Here is a 14,468-nt window from a genome sequence, read left to right as displayed (position 1 = left end):
CCGGCACGGCACCTCGCCGCGTTGTCGCGGCACCCGAGTACGCCCGGTACGGGGGCGCCGCTCCGCCGTGCGATCCACCGCACCGCACGACGCGGGAACGCACCCCACTTCCCCGAGACCGCTCAGGCCGCGGGGCTGGATTCGGCCCGGCGGCCGGATGGGTTCGCGGGGCTGGGTATCGGCGCGGCCGGCGCTCCCGAAAAGCGGGTGAGGCTTGGGGGGTCTGTGCGTAGCCTGCGGGGATGGAGAACTTGATCATTCGGCTTGAGGGTGCCGATGGGGCCCGGCTTGCCGATCTCGCCGATGCGAGTGGGCGGACCCCCGAGGAAGTGGCGCAGGAGGCCGTGCGCCAGTACCTGCAGCAGGAGCGGGCGCGGGTCGGGAGCGAGGCTGCGCGGTTGGCGCAGCGGCATCAAGTGCTGCTGAAGAGGCTCAGCCAGTGACCGGGTCCGGGTCCGGGATCGGGTCCGGGATCGGGACCGGGTCCGGGATCGGCGTGCGGCATCTGACCCTCGCCGAGGTGCTGGACGTGGCCCGGGTCGCCTGCCTCGCCAACGAGCAGAGCGTCGAGCTGCGCGCGCCCGGGCTGCTGGAGTCCGCCGTGCATCGGCCGCGGGCCCGGATGTTCGGGACGCCGGCGTACGAGGACCCGTACGAGCAGGCCGCCGCGCTGCTGCACGGGATCGCGATCAACCACCCCCTCGTCGACGGGAACAAGCGGACGGCCTGGCTCGCCGCCGCGACCTTCCTGGCCGTGAACGGCATCAACCTCGCCGACGTCGACCAGGACGCCGCGTACGCACTGGTCATCGATGTCGCGGCCGGTGACGAGCCCGATGTGGCCCGTATCGCCGAGCGGTTGCGCCGGATGTGACGCTCACCGCACCCGCCGAGGTCACGGGCCTGTCCCTCCGCGAGGGGCCGTCCGGCCCCGGTAAGGTGGCCCGGTTGTCCTACGTACGACCGCCGCCACCGCCACCGAGAGCCCGAACCGGAGACCGTGACTACTACCGCCTCCCACCACCTCTCACCCGCCTTCCCCGGCCGTGCCCCCTGGGGTACCGCCAGCAAGCTGCGCGCCTGGCAGCAGGGTGCGCTGGACCGGTACGTCCAGACCCAGCCCCGCGACTTCCTCGCGGTCGCGACGCCCGGCGCAGGCAAGACGACCTTCGCGCTGACGCTCGCGTCCTGGCTGCTGCACCACCATGTCGTGCAGCAGGTGACCGTCGTCGCGCCGACCGAGCACCTGAAGAAGCAGTGGGCCGAGGCCGCCGCCCGGATAGGCATCCGGCTGGACCCGGAGTACTCCGCCGGGCCGCTGAGCAAGGACTACCACGGGGTCGCCGTCACGTACGCGGGTGTGGGCGTGCGGCCGATGCTGCACCGCAACCGCTGCGAGCAGCGCAAGACCCTCGTCATCCTCGACGAGATCCACCACGCCGGTGACTCGAAGTCCTGGGGCGAGGCCTGCCTCGAGGCCTTCGACCCGGCGACCCGGCGCCTCGCGCTGACCGGTACGCCCTTCCGGTCCGACACCAACCCCATTCCCTTCGTTACATATGAGGAAGGGAACGACGGGATTCGGCGGTCTTCCGCCGACTACACCTACGGGTACGGGAATGCCCTGGGTGATGGTGTCGTGCGGCCCGTGATCTTCCTTTCCTACAGCGGCAACATGCGCTGGCGCACCAAGGCCGGCGACGAGATCGCCGCCCGCCTCGGCGAGCCGATGACCAAGGACGCCATCTCGCAGGCCTGGCGCACCGCGCTGGACGCGCGCGGCGACTGGATGCCGAACGTGCTGCGCGCCGCCGACCAGCGGCTGACCGAGGTCCGCAAGGGCATCCCGGACGCGGGCGGGCTCGTCATCGCCTCCGACCAGGACTCGGCGCGTGCGTACGCGAAGCTGATCCGCGAGATCACCGGGACGAAGGCCACCCTGGTGCTCTCCGACGACACCGGCGCCTCGAAGAACATCGACACCTTCAGCGGGAACGACGACCGCTGGATGGTCGCGGTCCGGATGGTGTCCGAAGGCGTCGACGTACCGCGCCTCGCGGTGGGCGTGTACGCGACGACGATCTCGACCCCGCTGTTCTTCGCACAGGCCGTCGGGCGCTTCGTGCGCTCGAGACGGCGCGGCGAGACGGCTTCCGTGTTCCTGCCGACCATTCCTTATCTTCTGGGCTTCGCCAACGAGATGGAGGTCGAACGCGACCACGTCCTCGACAAGCCGAAGAAGCAGGGCGAGGACGACCCGTACGCCGAGTCCGAGAAGGAGATGGACGAGGCGAACCGGCAGGAGGACGAGGACACCGGCGAGGACGAGCAGATGTCCTTCGAGGCGCTGGAGTCCGACGCCGTCTTCGACCGGGTGCTGTACGACGGCGCCGAGTTCGGCATGCAGGCGCACCCGGGCAGCGAGGAGGAGCAGGACTACCTCGGCATCCCGGGGCTGCTGGAGCCGGACCAGGTGCAGATGCTGCTGCAGAAGCGGCAGTCGCGGCAGATCGCGCACAGCCGGCGCAAGCCGGACGCGGAGGCGGACCTGCTGGAGCTGCCGGCGGACCGGCGGCCGGTGGTCTCGCACAAGGAGCTGCTGGAGCTGCGGAAGTCGCTGAACACGATGGTGGGGGCGTACGTCCACCAGAGCGGCAAGCCACACGGGGTGATCCACACCGAGCTGCGGCGGGTGTGCGGCGGGCCGCCGAGCGCGGAGGCGACGGCGGGGCAGCTGCGGGAGCGGATCAAGAAGGTGCAGGAGTGGGCCACGCGGATGCGGTGAGCCCGTCGTCCCTTCTCCCGGTCCTCCCGTCCGCGGAGCCTCCCGCCCTCCGGTCGTCCCGTCCTTCCGTCCTCCGTTTCTACGGACTGTGACCCGGGGTTCGTGCGGAGATTCGTACGGGCCCCGGTCACGTTCCGTGTCCGTCGGCGGGTCCGCGTACGACGCTGCGGGGGTCGCGGACTCGGGACCGGCGTCGGGGGATCGCACAGGCACCGCCGGCGGGCCGAAGTCGCGAATCGGCTCCGCGGGCGATCCTGAACCGGTACAAAGGGGCAGTTGGCGCCCGGATTCTGGACGAGGCCTTCCGCTGAGCGGACCCGCTCGCTACTGTCCCCGCATCGAACGCCCCGTGGCAGCGCCGCCGCGGGAGCGCAGCCGGTGCCATGGCCGCTACCGGCGGCCTCTCCGTGCGTCGCCGTGGGACCGGCGTCGTTCCATCCCGAGAGTCACCGCCGCTCACCGAGAGAGGGAGAGGCGTCGTGACCGCGGAAACCTCCCAGACTCTGGACCGAGGGCTCAGAGTCCTCAAACTGCTCGCCGACACCGACCACGGTCTGACCGTCACCGAGCTCTCCAACCGCCTCGGTGTGAACCGCACCGTGGTCTACCGCCTGCTGGCCACCCTCGAGCAGCACGCCCTGGTCCGCCGCGACCTCGGCGGCCGGGCCCGCGTCGGGCTCGGGGTGCTGCGGCTCGGGCGGCAGGTGCATCCGCTCGTGCGCGAGGCGGCCCTGCCGGCGCTGCGGTCCCTCGCCGAGGACATAGGCGCCACGGCGCACCTGACCCTCGTGGACGGCACCGAGGCGCTCGCCGTGGCCGTCGTCGAGCCGACCTGGACCGACTACCACGTGGCCTACCGGCCCGGCTTCCGCCACCCGCTGGACCGCGGGGCAGCCGGGCGGGCCATTCTGGCGGCCCGTCAGGGCACGCTCACCGAGCCCGGCTACACGCTGACCCACGGGGAGCTCGAAGCGGGCGCCAGCGGCGCGGCAGCGCCCCTTGTGGGCATCACGGGACTGGAGGGCAGCGTGGGCGTCGTGATGCTGTCCGACGCCGTGCCCGAGCGGGTCGGCCCGCGCGTCGTGGACGCAGCCCGCGAGGTCGCCGACGCCCTGCGCTGACGCCCGGCCCTGACGCCCTGCGCCGAGGGTGGCGGGACGGCGGGGCGTGGGGGCGTCGGGGGCGCCCGATAGATTGGGCGGGTGCTCTCTCGCCTCACACGTCTGCCGCGTCCCGCCGCCCTGGCCGTCTGCGCCGTGCCCGTGCTCGGGCTGTTCGCCGCCGTGGCCTTCGCGCCGCTGCCCTTCGTGATCGCCCAGCCGGGGCTCACGGCCGACGTGCTCGGCGCCCGCGACGGCAAGCCCGTGATCACCGTGACGGGCGCCCCGACCCGGCAGACCACGGGCCAGCTCCGGATGACGACCATCCAGGCCACCGGCCCCTCCACCACCGTGACCCTGCCCGAGCTCGTCGACGACTGGTTCGACAGCAGCCGGGCGGTCCTGCCCAAGGAGGCGGTCTACCCCTCGGGCGGAAGCGACAAGGAGATCGAGGCGCACAACCTGGAGGAAATGGCCACGTCGCAGTCGACGGCCACCCAGGCCGCCCTCGGCTACCTCCACAAGGTCCCGAAGGACGTGAAGGTCCAGCTCAACCTCGCCGATGTGGGCGGCCCGAGCGCCGGCCTGCTCTTCTCCCTCGGCATCGTCGACAAGCTCGACGGCGACGGCAGCGGCGGCGATCTCACCGGCGGCCGCACCATCGCCGGTACGGGCACCATCAGCGCGGACGGCAAGGTCGGCGCGGTCGGCGGCGTGGCCCTGAAGACCCAGGCCGCGCAGCGCGACGGGGCGAGCGTGTTCCTCGTACCGGAGGCCGAGTGCGCCGACGCACAGTCCGAACTCCCCGAGGGGCTCCGGCTGGTCCCCGTCAGTTCGCTGACGGACGCGGTGCAGGCTCTGCGTGCGCTGACCCGGGGAGAGCCGGTTCCGTCCTGCTGACCTCGGCGGCGATGCCGGCGGAGCCGGCCGGCTCCGGTGCGCGCTCCATTGTGCGCCAGGCCGGGAAGACCAGCGGCGCGAGCGTGGTCAGCAGGTACACGCCGCCGAACAGCAGCAGTGCCGGGGTCGCCCCGAACCCGTCGACGAGCAGGCCCGCCGCGAGCCCGCCCAGCGGCATGGTCAGCTCGCAGCCCGCGGTGGTCACGCCCGAGACGCGGCTGCGCAGCGCGTCCGGGACCCTCTCGTAGATCAAGGTGGTCAGGATCGGGTTCAGCATGCCCGCGCCCAGCCCGGACAGCGCCATCGTCACCGCGAGCGGCAGCGGGGTGTCGGTGAAGGCGGCCACCGCGTACCGGGGTGCACCGCACAGCAGGAAGGCCGTCGTGTACACGGTCCTGCGGGAGAACCGCTCGCCCCACGCCCCGTAGAGCAGGGCGCCCAGCAGCGCGAAGCCGCCGAAGAGGGAGACGAGCAGGCCGACCGCGGTGGCGCCGCCGAGAGCCTCGCGGCCGTGCACGGGAAGCAGGACCGCGGACCAGCCCTGGTCCAGGCCGTTGGTCATCATCACCATCACGGTGATGCCGGCCAGCAGCCGCGAGCGGGTGAGGAAGGTCCAGCCCTCGGCCAGTTCGGCCCGGTAGCCGGCGAAGGAGATCTTCCCGGCGGCCCGCTGCGGCTCGGCGGCCGGGACCCCGCGCAGGAATGTGGTGACCAGCAGCGCCGACACGGCGAAGGTGGCCGAGTCCAGCAGCAGGGCGGACTCGGCCCCGAACACCGCGATCAGTACGCCGGCCAGCGCGGCCCCGATCATCCGGGCTCCGCGGGAGACCGCGTCGTACAGGCTCGCCGCCCGGGTCACGGTGGTGCCGGCGTGCTCGGCGAGGTCCGGCAGCAGGACGCCGCGGGCGGTCAGGCCGGGCGTGTGGACGAGGCCCCCGACGGCCATCAGCGCGCACAGCATCCAGAACTCCAGCGCGCCCGCGTAGTGCAGCAGCGGGATCGCGCCGACCGAGACGGCGCAGATGAGGTCGGAGGCCGCCGAGACCCGGCGGCGGCCGATCCGGTCGATGACGGGGCCGCCGACGAGCGCGGCGACGACGACGGGCAGGGTGGCGCAGAAGGCGACGACCCCGGCCCGGCCGGCGCTGCCCGTGGTCTGGAGCACGAACCACGGGACGCCGATCAGGGTGAGTGAACTCCCGGCTATGGAGACGGTGTTGGCGGCCAGGACGGCCGCGAAGGGGCGTCGGTCGCTCATGCGGCGCGCTGGATGCGGGCGTGGATGTGGGCAGGCTGCATCAGCCGGATCCCGGCGCTGACCAGGGCCTGGCCGAGCAGGTTGCGCAGGGCGGGGGCGGCCGGGGCGGCTTCGCGGGCGAGGTGCCAGGCGGCGGCCTCGGAGGCGAGTTCGGCGGTACGGGCGGCGTGCGTCTCGGTGTGGATCTCGGCGGGCGTGAAGGCGTGCACGGCAGGACTCCTTCTGCGGGATGGTGAGAGGGGGAGCGGGCGGGGCTATGCGCCGGTGCGCGGGAAGGCGTGCGTGTGGAAGCGGACCGTCTCCGTGCCCTCCGCGGGCGGCAGGTCGCGGTAGCTGTTGATCAAGTCGTGCATCTTGCGGATGAGTTCGAGGCTCTGCTCGGCGGTCAGGTGCAGCGTGAAGTCGCTGATGTCCGAGGCGCGCCGCCAGTCCTGGGACCAGCTGTGGGCCGTACCGAGCCAGGTGCTCATCTCCTGCGTGTGGATCGTCGCGATCTCGTGCAGGAAGAGGTCCGCCGCACCGCGCGTGGCCGGGTCCTCGGCGTACAGCAGCTTCTCGTCGAACTGGGTGCCGTCGTGGACGGCCCGCCACCAGCGTTCGCGGCCCTTGCCGTGCTCCGGCGCGTCCTCGACGAACCCGTGCGCGGCGAGCTGGCGCAGGTGGTAGCTGGTGGCGCCGCTGGACTCCCCGAGCCGCTCCGCCAGTTGCGAGGCCGTGGCCGGGCCTTCGTGGCGCAGCGTGGCCAGCATGCGGATGCGCAGCGGGTGGGCGAGGCCGCGCAGGGAGCGGGCGTCGAGCGTACGGACCTTGGGTTCTTCGGCGTTCGGTTCTTCGGGCATGGCTCAACCGTAGAGTTACAAAGACTCCTATGCAAGGGTTTCTTTGCAACGTCTTCTTTGGAACCCCCGGGACCACCCGGACGGCTCAGCCCTCGTGTGCCGCCTGCTCCACCAGCGGGATGACCCGCAGTGGTACCGGGTTCTCCATGACGATCGCCGTCGAGGCCCGCACGATCCCCTCGAACCCGACGACCCGGTCGATCACCCGCTGCAGATCGGCGTTGGACCGGGCCACGAGCCGGCACAGCATGTCCCCGTGCCCGGTCGTGGTGTGCAGCTCCAGCACCTCCGGCACGCCGTTCAGGTGCGCCCGTACGTCGGCCCCTTGGCCCTGCTTGATCTCCAGCGTCGCGAACGCGGTCACCGGGTACCCGAGGGCCGCCGGATCCACCTGCGGCCCGAAGCCGCGGATGACCCCGTTCGACTGGAGCCGGTCGAGCCGGGCCTGCACGGTGCCGCGGGCCACACCGAGCCGGCGCGAGGCCTCCAGGACCCCGATCCGGGGCTCGCGGGCCAGCAGGACGATGAGCCGGCCGTCGAGTTCGTCGATTCCCATGGCTGCCTCCGACCGCTCCGCGGGTGGTCATACTGCACAGATCTCTCAGCCATACTCCGCCCCGGCTGGTCAGTCTGTACAGCCAAACAGAGAACTATTGCGCAGCTTGTGGATCGGCGGGACTCTGCGCTCATGACTGAGACCCTCGAAACCACCCCGCACACCGCGCGTGAGGCAGACCCCTTCCCGGTGAAGGGCATGGACGCGGTCGTCTTCGCCGTAGGCAACGCCAAGCAGGCCGCGCACTTCTACTCCACCGCCTTCGGCATGAAGCTCGTCGCCTACTCCGGACCGGAGAACGGCGTCCGCGAGACGGCCAGCTACGTCCTGACCAACGGCTCCGCGCGCTTCGTCCTGACCTCGGTGATCAAGCCGACGACGGACCACGGCCGTTTCCTCGCCGAGCACGTCACCGAGCACGGCGACGGTGTCATCGACCTCGCGATCGAGGTCCCGGACGCACGGGCGGCGTACGCGTACGCCGTCGAGCAGGGCGCGCGCGGGCTCGACGAGCCGTACGAGACGAAGGACGAGCACGGCACGGTCGTGCTGGCCGCCATCGCGACGTACGGGCAGACCCGCCACACGCTGGTCGAGCGCGTCGACTACACCGGGCCGTACCTGCCGGGTTACGTCGCCGTCGAGCCGATGGTGGCAGCGCCGGCCAAGCGGACCTTCCAGGCGATCGACCACTGCGTGGGCAACGTCGAGCTCGGCCGGATGAACGAGTGGGTCGCGTTCTACAACAAGGTCATGGGCTTCACGAACATGAAGGAGTTCGTGGGCGACGACATCGCGACCGAGTACTCGGCGCTGATGTCGAAGGTGGTCGCGGACGGGACGAAGAAGGTCAAGTTCCCGATCAACGAGCCGGCGATCGCGAAGAAGAAGTCGCAGATCGACGAGTACCTGGAGTTCTACGGCGGCCCCGGCGTCCAGCACATCGCGCTGGCCTCGAACGACATCGTGGCCACCGTGCGCACGATGCGCGCGGCGGGCGTGCAGTTCCTTTCGGTCCCGGACTCGTACTACGACACGCTCGGCGAGTGGGTCGGTGACACGCGGGTGCCGATCGACGAGCTGCGCGAGCTGAAGATCCTGGCCGACCGGGACGAGGACGGCTACCTGCTGCAGATCTTCACCAAGCCGGTGCAGGACCGCCCGACGGTGTTCTTCGAGATCATCGAGCGGCACGGCTCGATGGGCTTCGGCAAGGGCAACTTCAAGGCGCTGTTCGAGGCGATCGAGCGGGAGCAGGAGAAGCGGGGCAACCTGTAGGTTGCGGGTTCCGGGCCCCTGGCGTCGCCTGTCGGCGCCGGGGGCTCTGCCGTTGCCGCCGGCGGTGCCGGGGGCCGGCTTCGGGTTCCGGTGCGGCGCCGTTGCGGGGGCGCTGCCCGCGGGGGCCCGGGGGGTGATCGGGCGGGCTGCCCCCGGGCCCCCGCGCCTCGAACGCCGGCCGGGCCGGATCGGCCCGGCTGCTGCTGATTTCGGCGGGGCCGGGTTGCCTCAGGCCTTGGCGGGGCTGGGTTTGCCGGGCGACGGGCTCGGCTTCGGCTTCGGTTTTGCCGCCGGGGCCGGGGGCTTGGGTTTGGCTGCCTTCGGGAGGTCCGGGGCCACCCACGGTTTGGTCGGCTGCATGTTCTCCGGGCCGCCCGACGGCGGCTGGCCGATCGAGGCGAGGGCCTCCTTCGCCAGCGGGACCCGGGCGGGGGAGAACCGCGGGTTCGTCCGCAGCGCCTCCTGCAGGTGCCGCCGGGCCCCCGCGTCGTCGCCCAGACTCCGCTCGATCATCGCCCGGTGGTACGCGAAGTCCGCGCTCCGCGCCCCCCGCTCCGTCGACTTCTTCGCGTACTCCAGCGCCCCCGCGTCGTCGCCCGTCTTGTGCAGCGCCCACCCCAGTGCATCCGCCACCTGCATGTTCTTGTGCCGCGCCCACTCCTGCGTCAGCCGCCGCACGGCCACCGCCGGATCCCCGTGGTCCGCCTCGAACAGGCCGAGGACCACCGCCTCGTTCACCCCCTCCGCCGCGCCCCGCGCAGCCGCCGCGCGCAGCATCTCGTACGGCGCCTTCGCCTCGTCGCCGCGCCCCAGCGCATCCAGCAGCTCGCCCAGCTCCAGCGCCAGCCGCGGCTCCTGCGCCCGGCCCAGCGCCAGCCGGTAGTCCCGGACGGCCTCCCCGCCCCGGCCCAGCCCGGCCAGTGCCCGGCCCCGGCCGCCCAGCGCCTCCGCCTGCGCCGGGTCCGCCCGCAGCGCGCCCTCGTACTGGCGCAGCGCCTCCTTGGCGTCCCCCCGCTCCCAGGCCAGCTCCCCGAGCCGGAACAGTACGTACGCCTTCTCCGCCGGCGACTTCGCCGCACCCCCCGCGTGCTCCATCGCCATCGTCGCGTCCTCGCGCCAGCCGCGGTCCCGGTACACCTGCGAGGCCCGGATGAACGCCGCCAGCCCCGGCCGCAGGTCGACCAGCCGCTCCATCGACCGCTCGGCGGCCTTGTAGTCGCCGAGGCCCGTGTACGCGTCCACCAGCACCGGGTACGCCGTCCACCGCTTCGGCGCCTGCGCCCGTACGAGCTCGCCCCACTTCTTCCCGGTCCCGAAGTCGCCCCGGGCATTGGCCAGCGTGCCCATGCCCGTCATCGCGTCGAAGTTGCCCTTCTCGGCCGGTCGGATCTCCAGCGACCGCTTCAGCGCCCTCTCCGCCTTCGGATACCAGCCGGGCTCCGCCGTCCGGCGCGCCTGCTCCAGGTACGCCGCCCCGAGCACCGCCCAGGACGCGTCGTCCTTCTCGTGCCCCGCGACCCACTTCTCCCGGTCCGCGACCAGCGCCGTCAGGTCCACCGCCGCCGCCGGCGCACCCATGCCGACCGCCGAGGCGGCCCGCTCGGTGGGCCCCGGCGGGCGCGCGTCGTCGCCCTGGCGGGCCGGCCGGATCAGCAGGGCCCCGGCGATCAGGACCACCGCGACCGCGGCCGCCACGAGCGTCTTGCGGCCGGTGAAGGTCACGGGTGGCGCGGGCTGCTGCGCTTCCTCGTCGATTCGGGCGATTCGGTCGATACGGTCCATGGGGTCACTGTGCGTCAATATGATGAGTTAGCCGAGGTGTCCGAAGCCCGTCGCGGCCGTGTTCACACCGATGGCCCCCGGTGTCACGCTGGGCTCATGGATGTCATGGACGACGATCTCTCCGTACGTCTGCGCGCGAGCCTCCTGGAGGGGCTCCCCGCCGAGGCCCTCCTCACCGATCCCGAGGTGACCGCCTCCTACGCCACCGACATGGCCAACTTCTGCGCCGCCGGCACCCCGGCGGCCGTGGTCCTGCCCCGCACCGTCGAACAGGTGCAGCACGTGCTGCGCACCGCCACCGCCCTACGGGTCCCCGTCGTCCCGCAGGGCGCCCGCACGGGTCTGTCGGGCGCCGCCAACGCCTCCGACGGCTGCATCCTGCTCTCCCTCGTCAAGATGGACCGGATCCTCGAGATCAACACCGTCGACCGCATCGCCGTCGTCGAACCCGGCGTCGTGAACGCCGTGCTCTCACGGGCCGTCGCCGCGCAGGGCCTGTACTACCCTCCCGACCCCTCCAGCTGGGAGCAGTGCACGATCGGCGGCAACATCGGCACCGCGTCCGGCGGCCTGTGCTGCGTCAAGTACGGGGTCACCGCCGAGTACGTGCTCGGCCTCGACGTGGTCCTCGCCGACGGTCGGCTCCTGCGTACGGGCCGGCGTACCGCCAAGGGCGTCGCCGGGTACGACCTGACCCGGCTCTTCGTCGGCTCCGAGGGCAGCCTCGGCGTCGTCGTCCAGGCCGTCCTCGCCCTGCGCCCGGCGCCGCCCCGGCAGCTCGCGCTGGCCGCCGAGTTCCCCTCGGCCGCGGCCGCCTGCGCGGCCGTCTGCGCCGTCATGGAGGCCGGACTCACGCCCTCGCTGCTGGAACTGATGGACCGTACGACCGTCCGCGCCGTCAACGCACTCGGCAACATGGGCCTGCCGGACACCACCGAGGCCCTGCTCCTCGCAGCCTTCGACACCCCGCACGCGCCCGACGACCTCGCGACCGTGGGCAAGCTGTGCACGGCCGCCGGAGCCACCGCCGTCGTCCCCGCCGAGGACGAGGCCGAGTCCGAACTGCTGCTCCAGGCCCGCCGGATGTCGCTGACCGCCCTGGACACCCTGCGCCCGGCGACGATGATCGACGACGTCTGCGTACCGCGCTCGCGGCTCGCCGAGATGCTCGACGGCACGGCCGCCATCGCCCGCACGTACGACCTGCTCATCGGGGTCTGCGCGCACGCCGGCGACGGCAACACCCACCCGGTGGTCTGCTTCGACCCGGCCGACGAGGACGAGACCCGCCGGGCCCGCGAGTCCTTCGACGAGATCATGGCGCTGGGACTGGCCCTCGGCGGGACCATCACCGGCGAGCACGGGGTCGGGGTCCTGAAGAAGGAGTGGCTCGCGAGGGAACTGGGGCCGGTGGGGCTGGAGATGCAGCGCGCGGTCAAGCACGCCTTCGATCCACTCGGCCTGCTCAACCCCGGCAAGCTCTTCTGACCGTACGCCGGGTCCGGGTATGGAACGTACGAGGCTGAGATGGCGGATCCGCATCACAGGTCGCCGTCCGCCGACTCGTCCGACGGCCACGGGTCCCGCATCCACAGGTCGTCGGCCGGGGTCGGCGTGAGCAGCTCCGCCAGCGCGTCGTCCAGGCCCAGCCGCTCGGCCTCGGTGCCGGGCGGGACCACGCGCAGCGTGCGCTCCAGCCAGGCCGACACCGAGCCGGCCGGGGCCTCCAGCAGCGCGTCGCCGTCGGGGGAGGTCAGGACCATGCAGAGGACGGCCCTGTTGTCGACCTTCGTGGGCCAGATCCGGACGTCTCCGTGGCCGCACGGACGGAACACCCCCTCGACCAGCAGCTCACGGGCGAAGGTCCAGTTGACCGGGGTGCTGGAGCCGGTGTGGAAGGTGATGTGCACGGCGTACGGGTCGTCCGTCAGGTAGACCAGCCGGGCGGGGACGGCGACGCTGCGCTCGGGGGACAGGACCAGCTTGAGTTCCAGCTCGCGCTCGATGACGGGGTGGTGCATGACGGCCTCACTTCGGGATCTCCGGATCGTGATGCGGGGCCGGGTTCGCGCCCCACACCCGGAGAGAGCGCCGATGTGCCCGGGTATGACGCGACTTCGCGCACCGAATCGGGGATTGGCTCGATCCTGTCGGGTGACCGAAAACAGCCGTAGGGCGCGGCGTTCGCTCAAAGGCTTGGATTCTCCCGTTACCGGACCTGCCGGGGCACGGTTCTTGGCTATGGTCCTCCCCTTGCACAAGCCTCAAGCCACGATCGGAGTTGGGGACATTGACGGCCTCCCCTGGTGACGGCGAACACGCGGCCCGCGAGGGCTACTACCCCGATCCGTCCATCCCCGGGTTCATCCGGTACTGGAACGGCCTCAACTGGGTCCCGGGTACGAGCCGCCCTGCCGCCCGGTCCGACGAGACGGGCCCGGTGTTCCTGGACGAGACCGGCGTGACCGAGGCACTGCCCGAACCCGAACCCGAACCCGAACCCGAGCCCGAACCCGAGCCCGAACCCGTCGCCGGGCCGACCGTACCGGCGTCCGCGGCGGCGCCCGCCTGGCAGGCCGACCCGCTGCACCAGTCCGGCTTCGGCGGGCCCCGCGACCACCGGGTGTCCTGGGGCAGCCCGCCGCCGGAGCCCGATCCGGGGCACGCGCCCGCCCGTTCGGCGGGGGTCTCGCTGGGGCGCGGGCCGCGCCCGGAGCCGCTCGACGCGGCCGAGCGGCCGGAGCGTGGGCCGGGGGTGTCCTTCGCCCGTACGCCGTCCGCCGCCGCGGCGGCGACCGCGGAGCGGTTCCCGGCGCAGGCCGCGGCGCGGGGCTCCGCCGAGGGCGTGGGGATCCTGTCCGCGCGCTCCCCGGCCGCCCAGGCCCAGGCCCCGGCGCCGGCGCCCGCTCCGGCTCTCGCGCCCGCGCCCGCTCCGGCTCCCGTCGAGCCCGAGTGGCCCGCCGCCCCCGGGGGCAGTGCCGGGTCGTCCGGGCTCACCTCCTCATGGCCGCAGACCCCGCTACGGCGCGACCCGGCACCGCGGCGCGCCCCGGTGGCGGCCCGGCCCGAGCCCGAGGCCCCGGTGGCCTGGGACCCGGCTGCCCGGCCCGAACCGGAGGCCCCGATCCGTCGCGAACCGGTGGCGGGCCCCGAGCCCGAGACGCCGGTGTGGCGCGACCCGGCTGCCGCCGCTTCGGCAGCCCGGTCCGTACATGCGCCGTCGTCGCCGGCTGCGCAGCCCCCGGCGGCCCGCCGGCCCGCGTCCGGGTCCCGGCCCGCCGAAGGGTCCGCCCCGGCTGCTGCCCCTGCCCCCCGCCGGGCGGCCACCCCCGCCGAGGCGGACCACGGCCTCGAGGCGTCGGCGGCACCGGCACCGGCACCGGCGGCCGGCCGTACGGCTCCCCGGCCCACCGAGCGGGCCGTCTTCGAGCGGATGGCGGAGCGGGCCGCCCGCCCCGCCGGGCTCGTCCGCCGGGCTCTGGCCCGCGTGCTGGACACCCTCGTACTCGGCGCGGTCGCGGCGGGCACCGCCTGGCACCTCGTACCCGCGGCCACCGCCCACCTCGAGGCCAAGGTCGACGCCGCGAAGGGCAGCGGCCGGACCACCACCGTGTGGCTGTTCGACACCACCATGGCCGGATACCTGGGCCTCGTCCTGGGCGCCGTACTGCTCTTCGGGGTGTTCTACGAGGCGCTGCCCACCGCCCGCTGGGGCCGCACCCCGGGCAAGAAGCTCCTCGGGGTCCGGGTGCTGTCCGCCGCCACGCTCCGCCCGCCCACGTTCGGCGCGGCCCTGCGCCGCTGGCTGGTGTACGCGTTCCTCGGGCTCCCCGGCAGCCTCTGGTGCCTGGTGGACCGGCCCCGCCGCCGGGGCTGGCACGACCGGGCGGCCAGGACGTACGTGGCCCGCTAGGTGGGCCGTCTCCAGAGACGGCCCAGGCCCGGCCAGGGGCCGCCGGGGGCGCCTTCC

At 73.1% G+C, this 14,468-nt stretch carries 14 protein-coding genes; 8 read left to right on the top strand and 6 right to left on the bottom strand.

Annotation, left to right across the window (positions count from 1 at the left end; genetic code table 11):
* Positions 1-242 precede the first annotated feature (242 nt).
* The 5 genes from AB0M76_RS09620 to AB0M76_RS09600 all read left to right on the top strand — a co-directional run bounded on the left by AB0M76_RS09620 (position 243) and on the right by AB0M76_RS09600 (position 4,785).
* Positions 243-443 carry a hypothetical protein gene (locus AB0M76_RS09620; protein WP_365952338.1) on the top strand — a complete coding sequence of 67 codons (201 nt, stop codon included), beginning with the start codon at positions 243-245 and terminating at the stop codon, positions 441-443.
* Between the two features lie 53 nt (positions 444-496).
* Positions 497-874, top strand: coding sequence for a type II toxin-antitoxin system death-on-curing family toxin (locus AB0M76_RS09615; RefSeq protein ID WP_365952363.1), 378 nt, complete (start codon positions 497-499; stop codon positions 872-874).
* A gap of 126 nt (positions 875-1,000) precedes the next feature.
* Entirely contained in the window at positions 1,001-2,785 is a 1,785-nt protein-coding gene (locus AB0M76_RS09610; protein ID WP_266666635.1) for a DEAD/DEAH box helicase, read from the top strand.
* 479 nt (positions 2,786-3,264) lie between these two features.
* Positions 3,265-3,906: a helix-turn-helix domain-containing protein gene (locus AB0M76_RS09605; protein ID WP_053784856.1), complete on the top strand. Its 642-nt coding sequence runs from the start codon at positions 3,265-3,267 to the stop codon at positions 3,904-3,906.
* An 81-nt stretch (positions 3,907-3,987) separates the two neighbouring features.
* Complete coding sequence (locus AB0M76_RS09600; protein ID WP_365952337.1) at positions 3,988-4,785, top strand: S16 family serine protease; 798 nt, start codon at positions 3,988-3,990, stop codon at positions 4,783-4,785.
* On the opposite strand, the gene AB0M76_RS09595 is transcribed toward AB0M76_RS09600, so the two are convergent.
* The 4 genes from AB0M76_RS09595 to AB0M76_RS09580 form a co-directional block, all read right to left on the bottom strand.
* Positions 4,715-6,043, bottom strand: coding sequence for an MFS transporter (locus AB0M76_RS09595; RefSeq protein ID WP_365952336.1), 1,329 nt, complete (start codon positions 6,041-6,043; stop codon positions 4,715-4,717). The two genes, AB0M76_RS09600 and AB0M76_RS09595, sit on opposite strands and share 71 nt — an antisense overlap.
* On the bottom strand, positions 6,040-6,252 hold the full coding sequence (locus AB0M76_RS09590; RefSeq protein WP_365952335.1) for a hypothetical protein: 213 nt from the start codon (positions 6,250-6,252) through the stop codon (positions 6,040-6,042). The genes AB0M76_RS09595 and AB0M76_RS09590 overlap by 4 nt, the downstream gene beginning before the upstream one ends.
* Before the next feature lie 45 nt (positions 6,253-6,297).
* Positions 6,298-6,882, bottom strand: coding sequence for a metalloregulator ArsR/SmtB family transcription factor (locus tag AB0M76_RS09585; RefSeq protein WP_365952334.1), 585 nt, complete (start codon positions 6,880-6,882; stop codon positions 6,298-6,300).
* An 85-nt stretch (positions 6,883-6,967) separates the two neighbouring features.
* On the bottom strand, positions 6,968-7,438 hold the full coding sequence (locus tag AB0M76_RS09580; protein WP_030299924.1) for an Lrp/AsnC family transcriptional regulator: 471 nt from the start codon (positions 7,436-7,438) through the stop codon (positions 6,968-6,970).
* A gap of 132 nt (positions 7,439-7,570) precedes the next feature.
* Here AB0M76_RS09580 and hppD point away from each other — a divergent pair, with 132 nt between their 5' ends.
* Positions 7,571-8,716: a 4-hydroxyphenylpyruvate dioxygenase gene (gene hppD / locus AB0M76_RS09575; RefSeq protein WP_365952332.1), complete on the top strand. Its 1,146-nt coding sequence runs from the start codon at positions 7,571-7,573 to the stop codon at positions 8,714-8,716.
* 228 nt (positions 8,717-8,944) lie between these two features.
* Here hppD and AB0M76_RS09570 read toward each other — a convergent pair whose 3' ends face one another.
* The gene (locus AB0M76_RS09570; RefSeq protein ID WP_365952331.1) at positions 8,945-10,498 is read right to left on the bottom strand and encodes a tetratricopeptide repeat protein; all 1,554 of its coding nucleotides are present in this window, start codon (positions 10,496-10,498) and stop codon (positions 8,945-8,947) included.
* A 105-nt stretch (positions 10,499-10,603) separates the two neighbouring features.
* On the opposite strand from AB0M76_RS09570, the gene AB0M76_RS09565 reads away from it, so the two are divergent.
* Positions 10,604-11,986: an FAD-linked oxidase C-terminal domain-containing protein gene (locus AB0M76_RS09565; protein WP_365952362.1), complete on the top strand. Its 1,383-nt coding sequence runs from the start codon at positions 10,604-10,606 to the stop codon at positions 11,984-11,986.
* 53 nt (positions 11,987-12,039) lie between these two features.
* Here AB0M76_RS09565 and AB0M76_RS09560 read toward each other — a convergent pair whose 3' ends face one another.
* Entirely contained in the window at positions 12,040-12,519 is a 480-nt protein-coding gene (locus AB0M76_RS09560) for an SsgA family sporulation/cell division regulator (RefSeq protein WP_365952330.1), read from the bottom strand.
* Positions 12,520-12,788: 269 nt separating this feature from the next.
* On the opposite strand from AB0M76_RS09560, the gene AB0M76_RS09555 reads away from it, so the two are divergent.
* A complete protein-coding gene (locus tag AB0M76_RS09555) occupies positions 12,789-14,411 on the top strand; it encodes an RDD family protein (RefSeq protein ID WP_365952329.1) in 1,623 nt (540 codons plus the stop codon).
* The last annotated feature ends 57 nt before the right edge of the window (positions 14,412-14,468 follow it).

The sequence above is a fragment of the Streptomyces sp. NPDC051364 genome, assembly GCF_040682115.1.
GTDB lineage: Bacteria > Actinomycetota > Actinomycetes > Streptomycetales > Streptomycetaceae > Streptomyces.
Note: the sequence above shows the minus strand (reverse complement) of the source record. Positions and strands in the feature narration are given on the sequence as shown.